The following is a 19,869-nucleotide window of genomic DNA, read 5'->3' as shown; positions in this document are numbered from 1 at the left end:
CACGCGGTACCACATGTCTAAAGCTGCTAAAATTGCTGTAAAACCGCTCTCCAATGCTAAGCATGAGGCGGTTTTGCAGGCCTACATTTCGGATCCTCAGCGCGTAGGCTACAAGGCTTATCTCGTTGTTTATCCAAGTTCTTCGGAGGCCGCGGCCAAGTCTGGTTTCAGCCGCCTGCTCACGAAAGCTAACGTCAAGACCCGGCTGGCTCATCTTGAGAGCCGCGTCACAGAGAAAGTCGTAGAGCTCGCGGCCGTCACTACCGAGCAGGTGCTCGAGGAGCTCGCCAAGATCGGCTTCGCCAACATGCTCGATTATTCGCGCGTCAACGAGGACGGCGATCCGATCATCGATCTGTCAGAGCTTTCCCGAAACCAGGCTGCAGCGATTCAGCAGATATCGATAGAGGAGTTCACTGACGGCAAGCAGCCGCCTGACAAGCTGCTCGAACCGCAGGCGAAGGGTGGAGCGCTCCGCCGGCGTAAAGGACGCGCTGTACGCAAAACCACATTCAAGCTTTACGATAAACGCGCCGCGCTGGTCGATATCGGTCGCCACCTGGGCATGTTCGTCGACAAGGTCGAGCATAGCGGCAAGGTCGATCTCGTTCCGATCATCAACGTGAATGGCCGCCGCACTAGCGGCTGAGGCCGCCGAGCTGAACTTCGACCTGCATCCCAAGCAGGATCTGGCGTTCAACTCACCAGCGACCGAGATCCTCTACGGTGGCGCCGCCGGCGGCGGCAAATCGCACCTGATGCGCATCGTCGCGATTCTGTGGTGCGCGTCTATTCCAGGCCTGCAGGTCTATCTGTTCCGCCGGCTGCGCGATGACCTGATCAAAAACCACATGGAAGGGCCGAGCGGCTTCCGCAATCTTCTGTCCGGCTGGGTGGCGTGCGGCTTCTGCGTCATCATCGAGGATCAGATCAGGTTCTGGAACGGCTCGAAGATCTATCTTTGCCACTGCAAGGACGAGGCGCACCGGTTCAAATACCAGGGCGCCGAGATCCACGTCCTTATTATCGACGAGCTGACGCACTTCACCGAGAAGATCTATCGGTTCCTGCGTAACCGCGTCCGCATGGTCGGCATCACGCTGCCGGCGCAGTACAGGGGCAAGTTCCCGCGGATCCTCTGCGGCGCGAACCCTGGCGGTATCGGCCACCAGTTTGTGAAGGCCACCTTTATCGACGGCGTCGCACCGCTGCGGATCTATCGCGCGGCGAACGACGAAGGCGGCATGCTCCGCCAGTACATTCCGGCCAAGCTCGAGGACAACCCCTCGATGGCCGACCAGGATCCCGGTTACGAGAACCGGCTCAACGGCCTCGGATCAGAAGCGCTCGTGAAGGCGATGCGCGACGGCGACTGGGACATCATCGAGGGCGCATTCTTCGACTGCTGGGCGCGCAACAAGCACGTCGTAAAGCCGTTCACGATCCCAAAGCACTGGACCCGGCTTCGTGCCGGCGACTGGGGATCTGCCAAGCCTGGCGCGTACGGCTGGTTTGCCGTCGTGGAAGACGATTTCCTGACGCCGGACGGCCGAGTACTGCCGCGCGGCTGCATGGTGATGTATCGCGAGTACTACCAGATCGCGAAAGACAAGCAGGGCAAGTTCAAGCCGGACGTCGGATTGAAAATGTCAGCTGAGGCGACCGGCAAAGCAATCCGGTTGCTCGATTGCGGCGAGATCATCTCCGACGCTGTGCTGGATCCTGCCGCGTTCGCTGTGAACGGCGGAAAGTCGATCGCCGAGATGATGCAGGCGGACGGCGCGGGCGCCAGCTTCCGACCTGCAGATAACACCCGCGTCACCGGCCGTGGAGCCATGAGCGGCTGGATGCAGATGCGCGGCCGCCTGATCGGTGACGAAGACGGTCGGCCGATGCTCGTTTTCTTCGACACCTGTGTGCACTCGATCCGGACGATTCCGGCGCTGATGCACGATGAGACGAAACCGGAAGATCTGGACACCAGCCAGGAAGATCACCCAGCGGACATGGTTCGCTACGGCTGCATGTCCAGGCCATGGATCCGGAAAGCTCCCGAATCCGAAGCACCGAAACCCAAGCCCGGCCAGGTGCCGCTGCCGCAGGCGCCGATGCCCTCGAGCGGAAAGAGGATCAGACTATGAAGAGCTTAAAATGCATCGGCGGCCCCAGTGACGGCCGTCGTCAGGCTGTTCGAGACGGTGAAAAATCCATTGTTGTCCGACGCTATATCTCAGCGCCGGCTGCGGCCGACTTCAACAGTAATGCTCCCGTTATGGAGTCGAACGTTAAGTACGTCGACACCATCTATGTCGAGGATAGTGTCCACGGCGTGGATGGCGCCATCGTCAAATATCTGCGGCCACAGGATTGGACCGCCGCGCAGGCGTTGAGGCACGCTCTCTCGTGACCGACGCGACCATGTCGGACGAGATCGAGGATCTGGAAGAGGGCAGCGGCGGCGACTCGTCGTCGGCCTTGGCCGAGCCGAAGTCGTCGAAGCTATGGCTCGACAAGATCACAGAGGCCGAGCGCATCTTCCGCACGTACCAGGACAAGGCCGACAGCATCGATAAGCTGTATGCCAATCTTGAGCGGCTTTCGAAGACGGAACGCGATCGGGAATTCCAGCTGTTCTGGGCGAACATCGAGGTTCTCAAGCCCTCGATCTATTCCCGCGCACCGGTGCCGGTGGTTGTCCCGCTGTTCAAGGATCGCAAGCCGCTCGTTCGCACCACCGCCGAGCTGCTCGAGCGCTGCGCGATCGTCGGCTTCAAGGGCGAGCAGATCAACGACGTCATGCTCGGGATCCGGGATGACCTGGTCATCAATGCCCGCGGGCAGGCCTGGCTGCGGTATGAGGCCGCCAGCAAGAACGGCAAGGTTGCGGAAAGGGTCTGTATCGATCACGCCGATCGAAAGGACTTCCTGCACGATCCGGCCCGCGGCTGGAAGGAAGTCGATTGGGTCGCCAAGCGCTCATGGCTCGCGAAGTCGGCGATGCGCAAGCGCTTTAAGAAGACGTCCGGCGACGCATACAAGAACGCCACCTATTCGGTCCGGACAGATGACGCCGATTCCGACGACGGCAAGCAGAAGGCCGGCGTTTGGGAGCTCTGGTGCAAAAGCCAGAACAAGGTTGTCTGGGTCGGTGAGGGCTGCGACGTCGTTCTCGACGAGGGCAAGCCGCACCTGCAGCTCGAGGGCTTCTTCCCCTGTCCGAAGCCGGCCTATGCGACGCTGCAGCGTCGGTCGCTGATCCCGGTACCGGACGCGGTTTTCTACAAAGACCAGCTCGAGGAAATTAACGAGCTCACGTCCCGGATCGCCGCGCTGTCAGATGCGCTGCGCGTTCGCGGCTTCTATCCAGCCGGCGCCGGCGATATCGGCGACGCGATCGAAGCTGCCATTAAGAATACCAGCGACAACCAGGTCCTGGTGCCGATATCGAACTGGACGGCGCTGGGCGGCTCGGCGCCGAAGGACACGATCGTCTGGCTGCCGCTCGAGCAGATCGCAACCACGATCACCCAATGCGTCACGCTACGCAAAGAGCTGATGGAGGACGTCTATCAGGTCACCGGACTGTCCGACATCATGCGCGGGCAGACTGAGGCCAGCGAAACCCTCGGCGCCCAGAAGCTCAAGAGCCAGTACGGTTCGGTTCGCATCCGCGACAAGCAGGCCGAAATGGTCCGCATCGCGCTCGACATCACCCAGATCTCGGCCGAGATCATGGCGGAGAACTTCTCGCCTGCGACGCTCCTCGAGATGTCGCAGCTCGATATCCCGACCGACGCCATGATTGCCGCCCAGGTGGCGCCGATCGAGCAGCAGATCCTCGCGGTCCTTGCCCAGGTCGAGAAGGCGAAGACGGATCCTCAGCTGCAGCAGCAGGCCCAGCAAAACCCGCAGCAGGCCCAGCAGCTCCTCACCCAGGCGAAACAGCAGGTCGACGGCCTCAAGGGCCAGATCGACAAGCTGAAGCAGACGCCCACGATCGAAGCTGTGATGAAGCTCCTGCGCTCACAGCGCACGCGGGCTTTCACCCTCGATATTGAAACCGACTCGACCATTCAGCCGGACGAGGATGCCGCCAAGCAGCGCGCCACTGAGTTTGTCACGGCCGTCGGCGGTTTCATGGAGAAGACGCTGCCACTGGTCGCTGCGCAGCCCCAAGCGGCCGAACTCGCGGCCGAGCTGCTCAAGTATGTCGCCGGCCAATTCCGGGCAGGGCGCCAGCTCGAGGGCGTGATCGATGAATTCGCCGATCGGATGAAACAGGTCGCCAGCCAGCCGAAGCCGCCGGATCCTGAAGTCGTGAAGGCACAGGCGAAGGCACAGCAGGATGCCGAGGCGGCCAAGGTCGACAATGCCGAGCGGATGGCGAATGCCCAAAAGACCACGCTCGAGGCCCAGACAAACGCGGCGAACGCCGAGAGCGAACGCAAGATCAACGAGCAGCGCGAGGCGGATGCGTCCGAAGCGCGCCGCATGGAGCGCATGGACAAATCCAGGCTCACAGACAAGCAGATCGAGCTGCTCGACGCCAAGCGAGCGGACGAGGCCGAGCGCCATGCCCAGGAGATGACGAAGGGCGATCTCGCGCTGGAGAAGCTCGATCGAGAAATTGAGCATGTCGGCATCAAGACGGAAGCCACCACCGCGGCGGCCGACGCAAAGCTTGATGTGATCGACGCCGAGGCCGATGCGGCCGCTGCCGGCGACGGATCCGAGCCCGCACCACCGGCGCCGAGAAAGCCGCGGGCGGCTCGGCAGCCGCGCGCCGCCGGTAGCTACAAGCGGCCCCACGATCTCATGGCCGACATGTTGAGCACCTTTACCGATCAGATGGCCCAGCAGAATGCCGCACTCGTGTCGGCGCTGACGGCCCCGAAAATGATCGTGAGCGATTCCCAGGGCAACCCGATCGGGGTTCAAACCGCAGGAGCTAACTAATGGCTGTTATCTATGCTGCAGGCCTGCGCACTTCGCGCATGCAGGCCGTGCTTGACGCAATCAATGCCGGGTCAGGCCCGGGCTTCATCGAGATCGGAACAACGGCCATGGCCCTCGTTCTCGCAACGATCCCGCTCGAGGATCCCGCTGGCTCGGTTTCAGGCGATGTTCTGACCTTCGACTTTTCGCCGCCTGTCCAGGACACCGCTGCTGACGCGAGCGGTACTGCCGCGGCGGCTCGTATCAAGGACTCCGCCGGCAACATCGTCGTCTCGGGCCTGACCGTCGGCACGTCTGGCAGCAACATCAATCTCGACTCGGTTTCGATCACGGCGGGCCAGACCGTCCAGCTGACTTCGGGCACGCTCACCCATAACACCAGCGGCGTCTGATGATCAGGCGACGTAGGCGGTAGGAATAGACCTTGGCTACAAAGGTCGTCTTCCTCACCTCGGGTTCGACGTGGACGGTTCCCGGTGATTGGAATTCGTCTGACAACTCGATTGAAGTCGTCGGCGCTGGCGGCGGCGGCGGGTTCGGTTCTGGCGGCGGCACTACGGCTGCTGGCGGCGGCGGCGGTGGCGCATATTCCAAGATTGCCAATCTCGCCCTCACGCCCGCTGCATCCGTTGCGATCGCTGTCGGCGTTGGCGGCAATGGCGGAAATCCTAGCGGGGCTACTGGTGGCGACACCTGGTTCAACGGCGCCAGTCTCGCGGCTTCCAGTGTGGGCGCGAAAGGCGGCACCGGCGGAACGGGTGGCTCGGGCGGCACCGGTGGCGCCTCTGCTTCAGGCATCGGCGCGACACGTCGATCCGGCGGCAATGGTGGTGCGCAGGGTGGCGCGTACGTTTCCGGCACGGGCGGCGGCGGCGCCGCAGGCCCTAACGGCAATGGTGCAAACGGAGGGCAGAACACAGGGGCGGGCAATGCTGGCGCGGGCGGCGGTGGCGGTGCCAGCGGCGGCGCAGTCGGAGGAAATGGTTCGTCCACAGCCGGCGGTACGGGCGGAAATAACTTCGCCGGTTCGGGCGGCGGTACCGGACAAACAGCCGGAGCAGCAGCTGGGCTCGCAGGTCCAGGTGCCGGCGGCGGCGGTGGCGTTCTGTCGGGCGGTGGTGGCGTCACGGGTCGCGGCTCGGCCGGCGGTAACGGCACCGAGTGGGATTCGACACATGGCTCGGGCGGCGGTGGCGGCGGCGGTGTAGGCGCGTCTTATACGGGCGGCAACGGCGGCCTCTATGGCGGGGCCGGTGGCGGCGGTGGCTATACGGTTTCCGGAGTCGGCACGCCTGGCAATGGTGCGCCAGGTCTCATCGTCATCACCTACAACGCGATCGTTCGGACCGGCACTATAGCTGCGACGGAAGGCGCTGACAGTTGTGCAATCGCCGGCGATATTCTGGTCAAAGGCCCTTTAACCGGCATCGAAGGTTCGGACACCGGCAGTATTGCCGGGAGCGTTCGCTACGTCGGCACATTTGCCGCGATCGATGGCGCTGACTCGGGCGATTTCTCGGGCATCGGCGCGCTATCGGGCAGCTTGAGCGCCACCGATGGCGCGGACGCTGCAGATATCAGCGGCAACGTCATCGTTGCCGGTACGCTCTCTGCCGTCGAAGGGGCAGATGCTGTAGCCAGCGGAGGCGACGCGATCGTCGCCGGAACGATCGCTGCGATCGACGGAGCCGACCAGAGTTCAATTTCCGGCCAGGTGATTGTATCCGGCGGGCTGGACGCGCCGGACGCCGCAGACATCGCCGCGATCGGCGGACGCGTTCTCCTTCTGGGATCGGTCGCTGGCACTGATGGCGCCGACGCCGTAGCGTTGCTTGGCAGTGTTCCTGCGAGCGGCACGCTTTCAGGGTCCGATATCGCCGACGCCGGTTCGTTTGAAGGCCTGGGGACACAAACCGGAGATCTTGCTGCCGGCGAGGGCGCCGACCAGGCAGCCGTGCTCGGCCATGTCCTCGTTCAAGGTTCGCTTGCTGGTGCTGATGGAGCGGACGAAGGCCGGCTCCTGGGCGGACGTCCGGTCGCCATCGATCAGGCTGACGGCTATCCGCGGGACCATGATGCTGAATATGACGCGATCGAGCGCGTTCATGAGCGGCGGGAACAACGCGACAAGGACAATCAAGAACGGCTCGATCGCGCGCTCGATCGAGCATTTCGGGAAGTCCTCGAGGAGCCTGAAACACCGGTTGAAACGATCACGCCGGCTGTCGAGCGCAAGATTGCGCGTGTGGCCATTCAGGTCATGCGAGATCAAGGGCTCGAGGATCTGCGCGTCTCGCTGGCGCAGGCGCTGCAGCTCGTCCGCCAGTTCGAACAACAGCGGCTAGAGGCCCGACAGCGGGCCGAAATCATCGAGCAAGCGCGCATCCGGAAGAACCGCGCCTTGGCTGTTCTTCTGCTCGCGGCATGAAATCGGGGAACGCGCATGGCTTGGCCGATCGTGATCGTTGAGAGCGGCGGCATTCCGGTCACCGAGGCCGCGAACGGTCTCGGCACGCCGGTTGAGGTCGCCGCCAACGGCGCCGGCACCGCCGTGACCATCGTCGAAAGCGGGGGGCTTCCTGTCGTCGGCACACCGCCGCCGGAAGAACCGTAGGAGATCGCGGGATGTCATATCGCGAAAATTACAAGTTGATCGACTTCTCCCAGGAGATTGTCATTCCGCAGAAAGTGCGGCCGCAGCCCAAGCGCTCGCATTTGCCATGCCCGCGGATTGCGTCAGATCACATGGAGCCAGTCCAGTCTCAGCTCGACGGCAAGATGTACGAGTCGAAGTCGGCATTGCGCGCGACCTACCGCGCCGCCGGCGTCATAGAAGTTGGAAACGATCCGGCCAGGCTTCGCCCTAGAAAGAAGAAGCCGATCGACGACAAGGCCATTGCGGACACGGTCGACAAGGCCGTCGCCAAGTTCAACCGCGGCGAGCGGGTTTCTCGCTAGCACCCTCTCAGACAGGAAAATCACATGACCATCGATACCGGTGGCGCTGCGGCGTCGGCTGATCCCATTGACGTGTCCGGCAGTGACCAGGTGGTTACGCCGCCGAATCCGATCTCGACCGAGCGCGAGCCTGCAGCACCTGCAGCTGACAAATCGAAGCCGGTTACGCTAGACGACGCGCTCGATCGCGCCATCGCGAAGGTCGATGAAGACGAAAAGGCGGGCAAGGACGCTCCGAAGCCGATCAAGTCCGAGCAGCCGCGCGATAATGGCAAATTTGCCGGTAAGGATCCCAAGGACGCGCCGGCGAAGGATGCCAAGGACGTCAAAGATCCTGCCGCAAAACCTGCAGCTGCAGAACCAGCGGTAAAGCCAGGCGATCAGCCTGGCGCGAAGCCGGCGGCCACTGATAAGCCCGCGGCGGTCGATCCTGCTGCCAAGCCTGCAGCTTCGACGTCGCCGGCGCCGGCCAGGTTCTCCGCCGATGCCAAGGCCGTATGGGATACGGCTCCGGAGCCGGTGAAGGCAGAAGTCGCGCGCATGGAGCGCGAGCTCACCGCCGGCATCGAGAAGCACCGCGTCGCCGCCGAGCGAGACAGCAAGATCGCGCCGTTTCATCAGATGGCCGAAGAGAGCGGCACCGACGTCCATACGGCGCTGACGAAATACACCAACTTGGAGAAGCTTCTCCGGACCAACCCGCTCAAGGGCATCGAGGCGGTCTGCGAGAACATCGGCGTTTCGCTCAAGGAAGTCGCGCAGATCGTTCTCGGTCAAACACCCGACCAGGAGCGCAGCCAGCAGGAAGCGACGATCCGCGACTTGCGGGCCACGGTGCAGCGGCTCGAGCAGAGCGTCACCGGAATCACGAAGAACACCGAACAGCAACACGTCAAAGCGATCGAAACTCATATCGGCGAGTGGGCCGAGAGCAGGCCTTACTTCGAAGCGATCGCGCCGCACATTGCCAACGAAATGCGCGAAGGTGCAGCCAATCTCGACGACGCCGAAGCTCGGGTCTTTCAGAAATTCCCGGCACTCGCGTCGCTGAAAACGACGGCCACCAAGGCCGACAAGGATCCGCCGGCAGCCTCATCCGCTGCGGCGAACGCTGAGGAGCTCGCGGCTCAAACCCGTAAAGGCTCATTGTCTATCACCAGTTCTCCCTCGGCTGGCTCAGACCCAGCGCCAAAGAAGAACTCCAAATCAATCGACGAAGCCATCGATCGCGCGTTCGCGGCCGCTGGATAGTCATTTCTCATAGGAGGGCGGCATGCCCTTGACCACTGTCGAGAAGAATCAGGAAATCCTGTCTCTGGCCCTCGAGGACCGTTCGGCCGGCTACCAGGACCTGGTGTCCAATTCCAACGCGTTGCTCGCAACGCTCAAGCGCAAGGGTTTGTGGGAGCCGTACTCGGGTCCTAAAATCCGTCAGCGCCTGCTCTATAACAAGACCGGATCGGCTGTCTGGTACAACGGTTTCGACTTCTTGAACCCGCGTCCGGCCGAGCTGTTCAACGACGCTGAGTATACGCCGAAGATGCTGGCGGTGGCTGTTGTGCTCTCCAACGAGGAGATCCTCAACAACTCCGGCACCAACCAGCTCAAGGACGTCATGAAGTCGCACATCAAGGCGGCCGAAGGCGAGCTCGAGGACGTCACCGACGCGTCCCTGCATTCCAACGGCTCCGGCTTTGGCGGCAAGGAACTCGGCGGCCTGCAGCTGGCGATCCCGACGGTCACGAACGCAGGTTCGTACGGCGGTATCAGCCGTGTCGACAATGCGATCTGGCGCACGTCGTATTTCGACGCGCACACCTTCGCGACCGATATCGGCACTCAGGTCAACGCGACCACCATCCGCCCGATGTTCAACCGGATCATGACGCAGCGGTCCCGCAATAAGCGCGGCGCCGATCTGCTGTTGTGCTCGGCCGAGCACTATGCGGCCTATGACGCGGCGACCGTCGCGATCCAGCGCATCAACGACGAAACCGAGCTCGGAAAGCTGGGCTTCCAGTCGCTGAAGTACTTCGGCGCCGGCCGCAAGGCAGAGATCGTCCAGGACGGCGGCATCGGATCGAACATGCCGTCGAACACGACCTACGGCATCGAAACCGCTTCGATGCGCATGCGCTACCACCCGGAGCGTAACTTCTCGAAGATTGGTTCTTCGATGATGCCGATCAACCAGGACGCTGTTGTCCAGTACATCGGCCTCATGGGCGAGCTGACCATGGAGAACCCGCTCTTCCAGTGGAAGCTCGGCGACAGCAACCCGGCCGCCTAAGCCTCCTGATCCGGCGGTCTCGCGCCGCCGGGCCTCGAGCTCAAGGCAATTCAACCGATCACATTGATCAGAACGCGTGAGGAGATTCGCGCATGTCGAACTTTGTTCCTGTAACCCCGAGCCTCGGCTTTCCGCCGATCGCATCCAGCAACGCGGACGGCGCGATCGCTGGCCGCAGCTCGTACGGCCCTTGGCTGGGCCGCACCATCGAGGCCATCGATGCCACCTACGGCAACGGTGAATTCATCTTCCTGAAGGGCGTCGCCGATACCGAGGTCGGCTCGGCCGTCCTTTACAATCCCGACGACTGGTCGACGTCGCTCCTGGCCGCCAATGACATCGGCTCGGTGGCGATCGCCATGTCGGCGAACGGCGCCAACAAAGGCGGCTGGTACCAGATCCGCGGCAAGGCCGTGGTGAAGGCCGGCACCGTGTCGGACAACGGCAACGTCTATTCGACCGCCACCGCCGGCACGCTCGACGACGCCGTCGTGGCGGGCGATCGGGTCAAAAACGCGAAGTTCGCCTCTGCAAACGGCACGCCGTCCGCCGGCCTGGCAGAGATCGAAATCGATCATCCGTTCGTCGACGACGCGGTCGCGGCCTAACGGCTTCGCGACAGATCCCGCCGCGGATCAGCCGCGGCGGGTTTTTCCCCTTGCACTCCCTCAGACGGAAGGTTTCCCATGCCCAAGATTGACAAGCTCGCCACCGAGAACCTCACGGTCGCGATTTTCCGCATGCACTCGACCAAGGACGACGTCGCGTCGAAGAAGGCCGGCCGCCCGATCTATGTCGACATGGAGGTCTGCGAGCTGCGCTTTGCCGCGAACCGTCAGACCGTCGGCGTGTTTCCGGCGCACGAAATTTTCAAATGGAACGATGATGCCGAAACCGGCGAGCGCGAACCGCTGACGTACGCGCTGGCGTATCCAGAACAGTATCGGAAATTCAAGAATGGCGAGGCGCAGGTTGCGTCCGGCACGCCGCTGTCGGAGTTGCCGTTCCTTACCCAGGGTAAGCGCCTCGAGCTCAAGGCGCTCAATATCCACACAGCCGAAGCGCTGGCCGCCCTCGACGGCACGCCGCTCAAGCAGCTCGGGCAGGGCGGTCGCACTCTGAAAGAGCAGGCGCAGGCCTATATCGACAAGGCCGCCGGTACCGCGGATGTGTCCTCCTATGCAGCGGAGAACGTCGAGCTCAAGCGCCGTCTGGCCGCCCTGGAAGCCAAGGTGTCTGCATCAACTGCCAAACCGGTAACGGCAACTGCCACATCGGCAGCGGCGAGCGACGACGACGTCGGCACCGCCGGTGATGATGCAGTCGGTGAAGGTGAGGACGACGATTTTGAAGCCGGCGAAGGTCCGGGCAAGGAAGGCGACTCGCCATTCTTTGTCATGGCGGCCGAAGACATCGTCAACTGGCTCAAGGAAACGACCGGCAAGAAACCGCGGGCCGGAACCAGCCATGCCGCGCTGGTGAAACTGGCCGACGAAGTGAACGCTGCGCTCGCCGAAAAGGCGAAGGGCACTGAGGCGGCCGCGTGACCGTTCTCTCTGCCGCACAATCGGCCGGAATAAGGTTGCTGGGCGTCAAACCCACGACCTTGTTCTCGACCAGCGATGCCTTCGCGATGGAGTTGGCGGATCTCGCCACCGAAGTCGCGACGGACATCGCTGAGCAGTACGACTGGCGGCAGCTTCATGAACTCGCCCAGTTCACCGGCGACGGCGCTGCGATCGCCTTCAACCTGCCGAGCAACTACGACCGCATGCTGAAGAAGGCGGAGGTCCATTCGAAGGACTGGCAGACGTCGAATTTCCGGCGAGTGCGGGATCTCGACGAATGGATCTATATCCAGCAGACCGCCATCAGCGGCACGCCTGGCAACTGGATCATTCTCGGCGGCAAGTTTCAAAGCTTCCCGCCGCTGCCGATCGCGGAGATGGCCAAATTTTACTACATCCGCAAGGCGATCGTAACCGGAACCGGAACCGGCGGCGCTTCGAAGCCAGCGTTCACCGATGATAGCGATACATTCGACTTGTCCGAGCGCTTGCTGACACTCGGCTTGATCTGGCGCTGGCGATCGCAGAAGCGGATGGAATATGCCGAGGATCTGAAAAACTACGAACTCGCGCTCGAGAAGGCTATTGCCAAGGACAAGGGCTCCAACATCCTCACGGTCGGGACGCAGCGCGTGCCGTCGAGCTCGACACTTGCCTATCCCGGCGTGCTGGTTCGGTAATGCGAAAGCCAGCCGCCGCGAACAAGCCACGTATTGCCAAGCCGGCGAGCTTCCCCGCGCCGGTCGGCGGCTGGATCAAAAACCAGAATCTCGCCACGCCTGGTGCGAGGCGTCCGGACGGATCGAAGGTCAATGGCGCCTTCGTCCTGGAAAATTACTTCCCGACGGCGACCGGCATTCGCATTCGGAAGGGCTCGAGTGTTTTCTCCACCATCGCCGCCGGCGTTGGCACGGTCGACTCGCTGTTCGCTTATGTGAACGGCGGCAATGAGAAGCTATTCGCGGCCAACGAGACCGACATCTGGGATATTTCGACGCCGGGCTCTCCGGCTTCGGTAGTTTCAGGCCTCACGTCGGGCGAGTGGTCCGTCGCGCAATCATCGACGCCTGGCGGGATATTCCTCCGGGCTGTCAATGGCGCCGACGATCCGCAGCTCTTTGACGGGACGTCCTGGGGAACTGGAACGCCGATCTCAGCCGCCGGGCTCGATCCAAAGACGCTGGCCACGGTATGGATTTACAAACAGCGTGCGTTCTTCACGCAGAAGGACTCGCTCAACGCCTGGTATCTTCCGGTCGATAGCCTCGGAGGCACTGCGGTACTGCTTCCGCTCGGCGGAGTTTTCACCAAGGGCGGCTCACTGCTGTTCGGCGCGACCTGGTCAATCGAAAGCGGTAACGGTCCGAACGAGTATTGCGTGTTCGTCTCGACCAAGGGCGAGGCGGCTGTCTTCACCGGTGCTGATCCGAGCTCGGCTGCGACCTGGACTAAAGTCGGCGTGTATCGGATAGGGCGGCCGCTGGGCCCGAAGGCACACATTCCGGCCGGCGGTGACCTGGTCATCGCGACCGATATCGGTTTCGTTCCGCTGTCCCAGGCCATGCAGCGGGATTATTCGGCACTTTCGCCGGCGGCGATCTCCTATTCGATCGAGGTTGCCTGGAATGAAACGGTCGCGGCTCGCGCGGGCACCGGCTGGGCCTGCGAGGTTTGGCCGACCGAACAGATGGTCGTGGTGGCAATCCCGACCGGAGTGAACGATCAGCCGCAGATGTTCGTGGCGAATGCGCGTACCGGCGCCTGGGGACTTTACACCGGATGGAACGGCCGCTGCCTGCAGCTCTTCAAGGATCGGCTGTTCTTTGGATCGACCGACGGCAAGATCATCGAGGCCGAGGTCACCGGCGCCGACCAGGAGCTGCCGTATACCGCGACCTGCGTTCCGCTGTTCGACCCACTCAAAGCGCCGGCCTCGCTGAAGACGTCGCTGCTGATGCGCGCCACGATCCGAGCCTCGGCGGAAGTCATTCCGAAACTATCGCTGCAAGCCGACTACAAGCTGAATCTGCCGACGGCACCGGATGACGGCACTGTCGCCACCGGTAACGTCTGGGGCGTCGGTGTCTGGGGCGTTGCGACGTGGAGCGCGCCGGCGCAGAAAAACATCTATCAGCGCTGGCAGCCGGTCGGCGGCAGCGGCTACGCGATCGCGCCGGCTATGCAGATCACCAGCGGCAGCCTTGTTCCTCCCGATGCCGAGCTCGTGGTGATCGATATGACCTATGACCAGGGCGATATCGCTTCGTGATCGGGGTCAAGTTCTCGGATCCGCAAAAGAGCCCGGAATTCAACGAAGCCGTCGGCGAGTTTGTCTCAAACGTGATCTACGGCGAGGGCGGGCATTTCTCGAGCTTCTGCTCGCTTGCTGTCCTCGATGGCGGGGATCTGATCGCCGGCGTGCTGTACCACCACTTCAGTCGGCGCGACGGCGTGATGGAAATGAGCGCCGCGTCGATCGACAAGCGCTGGCTGACGCGGCCGGTTCTCAAGGCAATGTTCACCGTGCCGTTTGAGCTGTTTGGCTGTCAGCTCGCAGTGCTGCGGGTCTCTGAGCATAACGCGCCCATGCTGCGCATCGCGAAGGCCTACGGTTTCAAAGAATACGTCATCCCCAGGCTGCGCGGCCGATCTGAGGCCGAGCACATCCTGACGCTTGCGGATGATGACTGGCGTGCGAACCGATTTGATAGGGGCAGAAGCTAATGGCGAAAGACACTCCCGCACCGCCGGTTGCTCCGGATCCGATGGCCACGGCGCAAGCCCAGGGCCAGATGAACCAGAACACGGCCGTCACGCAGCAGCTGCTGAACATGACCGACCAGGTCACGCCGGACGGCTCGCTGAAGTACGATCAGACCGGCACTTCCACGTTCACCGGCGCCGACGGCAAAACCTATACCGTGCCGAAGTTCACGGCGACGCAGACGCTATCGCCGGCGCAGCAGGCGCTGCTTGATCTGACAAACAAAACCAAGTCGAACATCGGACAGATCGGCGTCGATCAATCCGCCAAGATCGGGGACTTGCTCGGAACGAATTTGAAGCTCGGCAACGAGGCGACCGAAGCGCGATTGATGGAGCTTGGCTCCGCGCGGCTGGATCCGCGATTTGCCAAAGATGAGGATGCACTGCGCACGCGCCTGTCTAACCAGGGCATCCAGCCCGGCTCGGCGGCCTGGAACGCGGAAATGACGCGCTTCACCGAAGGCAAGAACGACGCATTTAATCAGCTGCTGCTGACCGGCCGCGGGCAGGCCAACAGCGAGATCATGGCCGAACGCAATTCACCCATTAACGAGATATCGGCGTTGATGTCGGGATCCCAAGTCTCCGCGCCAAGCTTCACGAACACGCCGAACACCAGCGTCGGCGGCGTCGACTACGCCGGCATGGTCAATAACAACTTCAATGCGCAGACCTCGCAATACAACACGGCGGTCGGCAATCAGAACGCAGCCATGGGCGGCATGTTCGGCCTCGCCGGCACGCTCGGTAGTGCCGCGATGAAGTACGGACCCGGCTTGATGGCGATGTCCGATCGGCGGCTCAAATCGAACATCGTTCGCATTGGTACGACCGTCCTCGACCTGCCGACCTACGAATACACGATCATGGGCCGACGCGAGCGCGGCGTGATGGCGGACGAAGTCGAGAAGGTGATGCCGGCGGCCGTCGGCAAGCATTGGACCGGTTATCGCATGGTCGATTACGCGATGTTGATGGGAGCTGGCTAATGGCAACTGAAGTCGCGGCTCCATTCGTCTGGGGCGATGCCGGCGCGCAGCTCACGCCTTCGCAGATCGCAGCTCGCCGCCAGGTCGCCGCGGCGATGATGCAGCAGGGCATGGATTACAGCCCGGTGAAGTCAGCCTGGCAGGGCGCGGCGCGGGTGGCGCAATCGCTGCTCGGCACTGCCGACAGCATGTCCGCCGATTCCGCCGAGGAGAAGGGCAAGCGCGAAGCGATCGCACAGGCCCTCGAGGTTTTCCGCGGTGGTCAGCCTGGCGCGACCTCGAGCCCAGCGGCTACACCGACCGGTGATGTCTCGATCGGCCCGGTGGCGACGCCGGCACCGGATCCGGTGCGGCCTGCGCCGGCGAACACGTCCATGAAGATTTACGGGCCGAACGAGTCTTCGCCGCTGGATCCGCCGGTTGGCGCGGATCGGGATCTCATGATCCGGACGGTTTACGGCGAGGCGGGCAACGAACCGACGGCCGGCCAGCTGGCGGTCGCCAGCGTTATCCGGAATCGGGCGGTCGATGGCGGCTATGGCGGCGATACCATCCCGGGCGTCACGCTGGCTAAAAACCAGTTCGAACCCTGGAACGGCGGCGTCGCCAAACAGCGCATGCTGGCGCTGTCGCCGGATGATCCGAAGTACAAGGCGATCGGTGACCAGGTCGACGCGGCCTATTTCGGGGCCAATGACCCGACCGAGGGGGCGACGCATTTCTTCTCCCCCGGCGGGCAGGCCGCGCTCGGCCGGCGAGATCCGTCGTGGGCGAAGGGCGATTTCACCGAAATCGGCGGTCACCGGTTCTACAGTCCCGACGATGAACCGCCGGCGGCGCCCGTCAGGGTCGCGTCCGCAATGCCGTTCGCACCGGCCGGCGCTTCGGCGCTCCCGCCGGGAATGCCAACCGGTGGACTCCCTGAGGCCGCCCAGCCGCCTTCCGGACCATCGCCTGGAACGGCCACGTTGGCCCAGGCAATGCAGCCTCAGTCCCGGCCAGCACCCGCCGCGCCCGCACAGGCGCGTCCTGGCGTCGACGCCATCGCCCGGGTGATGGCAAATCCGTTCCTACCGGCACCGCTCGCCACGGCGTTGAGCGCCCAGCTCAAGCCGCGGGACCGCCACACCCAAGAGACGGATGCTGCGGGCAACATCTGGGACGTGAACCAGCTCACCGGCCAGCGAACCGTCGCCCTCAAGAAGGATCCGGCCTACACCGCGCCGTACCGGGACGAAGACGGTAACCTGGTGCAGAAGGATGCCAGCGGGAAGATCTCGGTGGTTTCGGCCGCCGAGAAGTCGCCGCAGAGCGTCCAGGAGCACGAACACTACAAAAAGAACTTCCAGCCGACCGAGCTGACGCCGAAGCCAATGCCCTACGAGGCATGGGTGACGGCGAAGGCGCGCGCCAGCGCCACGACCGTGAACATGGGCGGCGGCAGCGACAAGCAGATCTTCGACACGATGGACGCAGGAGCCAAGGAAGCCCGCTCAACCGCAACCGGCCTGGTCGCGCTTCGATCCGCGCGCGCCGCCCTCGATGGCGACGGCGGCACCATCACCGGCTTCCGGGCCAACGAGCGCCTGGCGCTGCAGAAGGCCGGCGCATTCCTCGGCGTGACGGATCCGAAAGCCATTCAGAACACGGAAACCTTCCGCTCCGCGATCGCGCCGCAGGTAGCCGCAGTCCTGAAAGCGACCGTCGGTACCGCAAACATTTCGAACAGCGATCGCGAGTTCGCCGAAAAGGCCGCCGGCGGATCGATCACGCTGGACGAAGGCTCGATCAAGCGGCTGCTCGACATCATGGAGCGCGCTTCGGTCGCGCGCCTGCAACTCCATCAGGAACAGCTCGACGCGGTTTATCCTGATCCGGTCGCCAACAAGCGAGAACGCGCGCTGTTCGGCATCAAGGTGCCGGCGGCAGATGCACCGGCGCCGCCTGCCGGCGCGACCTCCAGCGGAATCAAATGGAGCGTTAAATAATGCCGACGCTCGATATTGGCGGACGTCAGGTCGAGATAGACGACGGCTTTCTCAAGCTGTCGCCGGCCGAGCAGAACGCAACCGTTGAAGAAATCGCGAAGTCGATCGGCGCGCAGCCCGCGGCCGCAGCGCCAGCTGCAGCTGCTCCTGCGCCGATGGCTGAGAAGGCAGCGCCGCCAACGCCGGACGTCACGCCGGCGGACGCAGAAAGCCGCGTGCTCGGATTGATGAAGGCCGGCGGTACCGGCGTTGCCAAGGGCGCGATCGGTCTGGCTGGCCTGGTGCCGATGCTCTCGGATCTGGCGCATACGGGCGCGAATAAATTTCTGTTCGACCCGCTTTTCAACGCGATCAGCGGTCCCCGCAAAGACGCACCGATGCCTGCGGACATCAACAAGCTGGCGTCGCCGGATTCGATCGAGCACGGCATCGAAAAGGTCACCGGCGAATTCTACAAACCGAAGAACACCGCTGAGGAGTACGCCCAGACGATCGGCAGTTTTCTGCCGAACGCGGTCGGCGGCCCGGGCACTGTCGGCACCAGGCTGATCACACAGGCGATGCTGCCGGGCGCCGCGAGCGAAGCGGCTGGGCAGGCCACGAAGGGTACGATGTTCGAAACGCCGGCGCGCATCGGCGCCGCGATCCTGTCACCAGTCGCGACCACGGCGGCCGCGCGCGGCTTCGATGCGGTCCGCAACGTCGCCGACGGCATGTCGCGCCGAGCATCCAATCACATGGTCAAGGCGATGGAAGCCGATACGCCGGCGGCGGTGCGCGCTGAAGTCGATCGACTTGGCCCAGATGCCATGCTCGCCGATGCCGGTCCGGCCTTTCTCGGCAAAGCTCAAGGCGCGTCGCTCAATAGCGACCAGGGCCGATCAGTGATGCAGACGGCTCTCACGCAGCGCGATCGCGGAACAAATTCCCGGATCATGGGTGACGTCGATCGAGCGTTGGGCCCGGCCGAAGATCCGCTGACGGTCACGAACGCCATCAAGGCGCGCCGTTCGGAAGTCGACGGTGTTGCCTACCCGCAGGCCCTGGATAATGCGCCGGCTGTTCGGACCGCGCCTATCCTTGCTCAACTCGACGATATGATTCCGCAGTCTGTCGGCCTCGAGCAACGGGCGCTGCAGACACTGCGCGACATGATGACCCGATATGAACGGCGACCCCGAGTCGATGCCGAAGGTTTTCCGCAATACGACGGCCGAGGAAATCAGCTTTGGGATGACGTCCCGGTATCGCAGAACAATGCTTCTGTGTTGCACAAGGTAAAGCAGGAACTCGACAACGTCATCGAATACGATGCGCCCGGGCTCGGCGTGCCGGCATCGGCGTTCCGCACGCAGCAGGCCTCGCTGAAGGAACTGCGCTTTCGTCTTAACGAGGCGCTCGAGCGTCAGGTGCCCGGCTATGCCGAAGCCAACCGCGCGTCCTCTTCGCTCGCTCGCCGCGCTGATGCGGTCGATCTCGGTACAAAGTACCTCGGCGACGGCAAAACAACGGCGTCGCCGGGACGCTTCCTGGACGAATTCGAGCAGCTCGAGGCCGGGGAGCGCATCGCCTTCGCGAAGGGGAGCCGAGGCGATATCGAGCGGAAGCTTGGTACCAAGGCCAACGACCTGCAGGCGTTACGCGGTGAGCTGCAGGGCGAGGGCGGCTGGAATACAGCAAAGATCGCGACCGTTCACGGTGATGACGCGGCCGCGGAGCTGATGCGCACCGTCGAGCGTAACCTCAAATTCCGCGATACCCATCACAAGGTGGTCGAGAATTCGCAGACTGCGCAGCGCCTTTCGGCGGCAGCTGCAATGAAGCCATCGACGCTCAACGAAAATTCCATCGTCACGCCGGCGGGCAACTGGCTGGGCATGGCCTTAACCGCTGCAAAGCGCGGCGGCATAAAAGCCGTCAATGCGTTGACTGAGCGCGCGCAAAATCAAGCCCGCGTGGACGTCGCGCGGATACTGACGGCGCAAGGCCCAGAACGAGATCGGCATATTCAGGCGATTATTGATGCTCTCGATCGGCGCCAGGCAAGTGCTGCAAAGCATTCGGCCGCATCGGCGGGACAGAAGGCGCTGGCCGCGGCGCTGATGGCGCAGATCGGCCGCTGATCTTTCGAAGGCGATCCTGCACCTCAACGATGATCGCCGTCGCGAAGATCGTCGCAAGCAAAGCGACAACGAACGCTGCCAGATCGCGCTGCGCCCAGTGATAGGCGCCCTGCGAGAGCAGCACTCCGAAGAAGACGGCGGCTTGCATGATTTTCAAGGTCATCGCCCGCCACACCTAACCCGATTCCCGCGTTCTTGAAAGGTTCTCTTTCCGAGAGCCGCGCGCCGCTG

At 63.2% G+C, this 19,869-nt stretch carries 18 protein-coding genes; all 18 read left to right on the top strand.

Going from position 1 to position 19,869, the window contains the following annotated elements:
* Window positions 1–13: 13 nt before the first annotated feature.
* The 18 genes from HNQ36_RS05395 to HNQ36_RS05310 all read left to right on the top strand — a co-directional run bounded on the left by HNQ36_RS05395 (window position 14) and on the right by HNQ36_RS05310 (window position 19,638).
* Window positions 14–649: a terminase small subunit gene (locus tag HNQ36_RS05395; RefSeq protein ID WP_210311936.1), complete on the top strand. Its 636-nt coding sequence runs from the start codon at window positions 14–16 to the stop codon at window positions 647–649.
* A complete protein-coding gene (locus tag HNQ36_RS05390) occupies window positions 627–2,141 on the top strand; it encodes a terminase family protein (protein ID WP_184082920.1) in 1,515 nt (504 codons plus the stop codon). The genes HNQ36_RS05395 and HNQ36_RS05390 overlap by 23 nt, the downstream gene beginning before the upstream one ends.
* Entirely contained in the window at window positions 2,138–2,407 is a 270-nt protein-coding gene (locus HNQ36_RS05385; protein WP_184082919.1) for a hypothetical protein, read from the top strand. Before HNQ36_RS05390 ends, HNQ36_RS05385 begins: the two co-directional genes overlap by 4 nt.
* Window positions 2,404–4,956 carry a hypothetical protein gene (locus HNQ36_RS05380; protein ID WP_184082918.1) on the top strand — a complete coding sequence of 851 codons (2,553 nt, stop codon included), beginning with the start codon at window positions 2,404–2,406 and terminating at the stop codon, window positions 4,954–4,956. The genes HNQ36_RS05385 and HNQ36_RS05380 overlap by 4 nt, the downstream gene beginning before the upstream one ends.
* Window positions 4,956–5,348: a hypothetical protein gene (locus tag HNQ36_RS05375; protein ID WP_184082917.1), complete on the top strand. Its 393-nt coding sequence runs from the start codon at window positions 4,956–4,958 to the stop codon at window positions 5,346–5,348. Before HNQ36_RS05380 ends, HNQ36_RS05375 begins: the two co-directional genes overlap by 1 nt.
* 32 nt (window positions 5,349–5,380) lie before the next feature.
* On the top strand, window positions 5,381–7,384 hold the full coding sequence (locus HNQ36_RS26405; RefSeq protein WP_184082916.1) for a hypothetical protein: 2,004 nt from the start codon (window positions 5,381–5,383) through the stop codon (window positions 7,382–7,384).
* A 15-nt stretch (window positions 7,385–7,399) separates the two neighbouring features.
* Window positions 7,400–7,570 carry a hypothetical protein gene (locus HNQ36_RS05365; protein WP_184082915.1) on the top strand — a complete coding sequence of 57 codons (171 nt, stop codon included), beginning with the start codon at window positions 7,400–7,402 and terminating at the stop codon, window positions 7,568–7,570.
* Window positions 7,571–7,581: 11 nt separating this feature from the next.
* The gene (locus HNQ36_RS05360) at window positions 7,582–7,914 is read left to right on the top strand and encodes a hypothetical protein (RefSeq protein ID WP_184082914.1); all 333 of its coding nucleotides are present in this window, start codon (window positions 7,582–7,584) and stop codon (window positions 7,912–7,914) included.
* A gap of 24 nt (window positions 7,915–7,938) precedes the next feature.
* Window positions 7,939–9,165: a hypothetical protein gene (locus HNQ36_RS05355; protein WP_184082913.1), complete on the top strand. Its 1,227-nt coding sequence runs from the start codon at window positions 7,939–7,941 to the stop codon at window positions 9,163–9,165.
* A gap of 22 nt (window positions 9,166–9,187) precedes the next feature.
* Window positions 9,188–10,204 (top strand): phage major capsid protein, encoded by a 1,017-nt coding sequence (locus HNQ36_RS05350; RefSeq protein ID WP_184082912.1) that lies wholly within the window; start codon window positions 9,188–9,190, stop codon window positions 10,202–10,204.
* Between the two features lie 92 nt (window positions 10,205–10,296).
* Window positions 10,297–10,812: a hypothetical protein gene (locus tag HNQ36_RS05345; RefSeq protein WP_184082911.1), complete on the top strand. Its 516-nt coding sequence runs from the start codon at window positions 10,297–10,299 to the stop codon at window positions 10,810–10,812.
* Between the two features lie 78 nt (window positions 10,813–10,890).
* Window positions 10,891–11,751: a hypothetical protein gene (locus HNQ36_RS05340; RefSeq protein ID WP_184082910.1), complete on the top strand. Its 861-nt coding sequence runs from the start codon at window positions 10,891–10,893 to the stop codon at window positions 11,749–11,751.
* Window positions 11,748–12,452 (top strand): phage adaptor protein, encoded by a 705-nt coding sequence (locus HNQ36_RS05335; RefSeq protein WP_184082909.1) that lies wholly within the window; start codon window positions 11,748–11,750, stop codon window positions 12,450–12,452. The genes HNQ36_RS05340 and HNQ36_RS05335 overlap by 4 nt, the downstream gene beginning before the upstream one ends.
* Window positions 12,452–14,041, top strand: coding sequence for a hypothetical protein (locus HNQ36_RS05330; RefSeq protein WP_184082908.1), 1,590 nt, complete (start codon window positions 12,452–12,454; stop codon window positions 14,039–14,041). Before HNQ36_RS05335 ends, HNQ36_RS05330 begins: the two co-directional genes overlap by 1 nt.
* Entirely contained in the window at window positions 14,038–14,496 is a 459-nt protein-coding gene (locus HNQ36_RS05325) for a GNAT family protein (protein WP_210311935.1), read from the top strand. Before HNQ36_RS05330 ends, HNQ36_RS05325 begins: the two co-directional genes overlap by 4 nt.
* Window positions 14,496–15,527, top strand: a complete 1,032-nt coding sequence (locus tag HNQ36_RS05320) for a tail fiber domain-containing protein (protein WP_184082907.1) — start codon at window positions 14,496–14,498, stop codon at window positions 15,525–15,527. Before HNQ36_RS05325 ends, HNQ36_RS05320 begins: the two co-directional genes overlap by 1 nt.
* Window positions 15,527–17,515 carry a cell wall hydrolase gene (locus tag HNQ36_RS05315; RefSeq protein ID WP_184082906.1) on the top strand — a complete coding sequence of 663 codons (1,989 nt, stop codon included), beginning with the start codon at window positions 15,527–15,529 and terminating at the stop codon, window positions 17,513–17,515. Before HNQ36_RS05320 ends, HNQ36_RS05315 begins: the two co-directional genes overlap by 1 nt.
* Complete coding sequence (locus HNQ36_RS05310; RefSeq protein WP_184082905.1) at window positions 17,515–19,638, top strand: hypothetical protein; 2,124 nt, start codon at window positions 17,515–17,517, stop codon at window positions 19,636–19,638. Before HNQ36_RS05315 ends, HNQ36_RS05310 begins: the two co-directional genes overlap by 1 nt.
* Window positions 19,639–19,869: the final 231 nt, after the last annotated feature.

Origin of the sequence: Afipia massiliensis (assembly GCF_014203115.1) — a bacterium.
In the GTDB taxonomy this organism is placed as follows: Bacteria; Pseudomonadota; Alphaproteobacteria; order Rhizobiales; family Xanthobacteraceae; genus Afipia; species Afipia massiliensis.
Note: the sequence above shows the minus strand (reverse complement) of the source record. Positions and strands in the feature narration are given on the sequence as shown.

Coding starts and splice junctions, on each gene's coding strand:
- HNQ36_RS05310 (WP_184082905.1), top strand. CDS start 17,515: ATGCCGACGCTCGATATTGGCGGACGTCAGGTCGAGATAGACGACGGC.
- HNQ36_RS05320 (WP_184082907.1), top strand. CDS start 14,496: ATGGCGAAAGACACTCCCGCACCGCCGGTTGCTCCGGATCCGATGGCC.
- HNQ36_RS05350 (WP_184082912.1), top strand. CDS start 9,188: ATGCCCTTGACCACTGTCGAGAAGAATCAGGAAATCCTGTCTCTGGCC.
- HNQ36_RS05390 (WP_184082920.1), top strand. CDS start 627: ATGGCCGCCGCACTAGCGGCTGAGGCCGCCGAGCTGAACTTCGACCTG.
- HNQ36_RS05345 (WP_184082911.1), top strand. CDS start 10,297: ATGTCGAACTTTGTTCCTGTAACCCCGAGCCTCGGCTTTCCGCCGATC.
- HNQ36_RS05395 (WP_210311936.1), top strand. CDS start 14: ATGTCTAAAGCTGCTAAAATTGCTGTAAAACCGCTCTCCAATGCTAAG.
- HNQ36_RS05365 (WP_184082915.1), top strand. CDS start 7,400: ATGGCTTGGCCGATCGTGATCGTTGAGAGCGGCGGCATTCCGGTCACC.
- HNQ36_RS05385 (WP_184082919.1), top strand. CDS start 2,138: ATGAAGAGCTTAAAATGCATCGGCGGCCCCAGTGACGGCCGTCGTCAG.
- HNQ36_RS05340 (WP_184082910.1), top strand. CDS start 10,891: ATGCCCAAGATTGACAAGCTCGCCACCGAGAACCTCACGGTCGCGATT.
- HNQ36_RS05375 (WP_184082917.1), top strand. CDS start 4,956: ATGGCTGTTATCTATGCTGCAGGCCTGCGCACTTCGCGCATGCAGGCC.
- HNQ36_RS05355 (WP_184082913.1), top strand. CDS start 7,939: ATGACCATCGATACCGGTGGCGCTGCGGCGTCGGCTGATCCCATTGAC.
- HNQ36_RS05315 (WP_184082906.1), top strand. CDS start 15,527: ATGGCAACTGAAGTCGCGGCTCCATTCGTCTGGGGCGATGCCGGCGCG.
- HNQ36_RS05330 (WP_184082908.1), top strand. CDS start 12,452: ATGCGAAAGCCAGCCGCCGCGAACAAGCCACGTATTGCCAAGCCGGCG.
- HNQ36_RS05360 (WP_184082914.1), top strand. CDS start 7,582: ATGTCATATCGCGAAAATTACAAGTTGATCGACTTCTCCCAGGAGATT.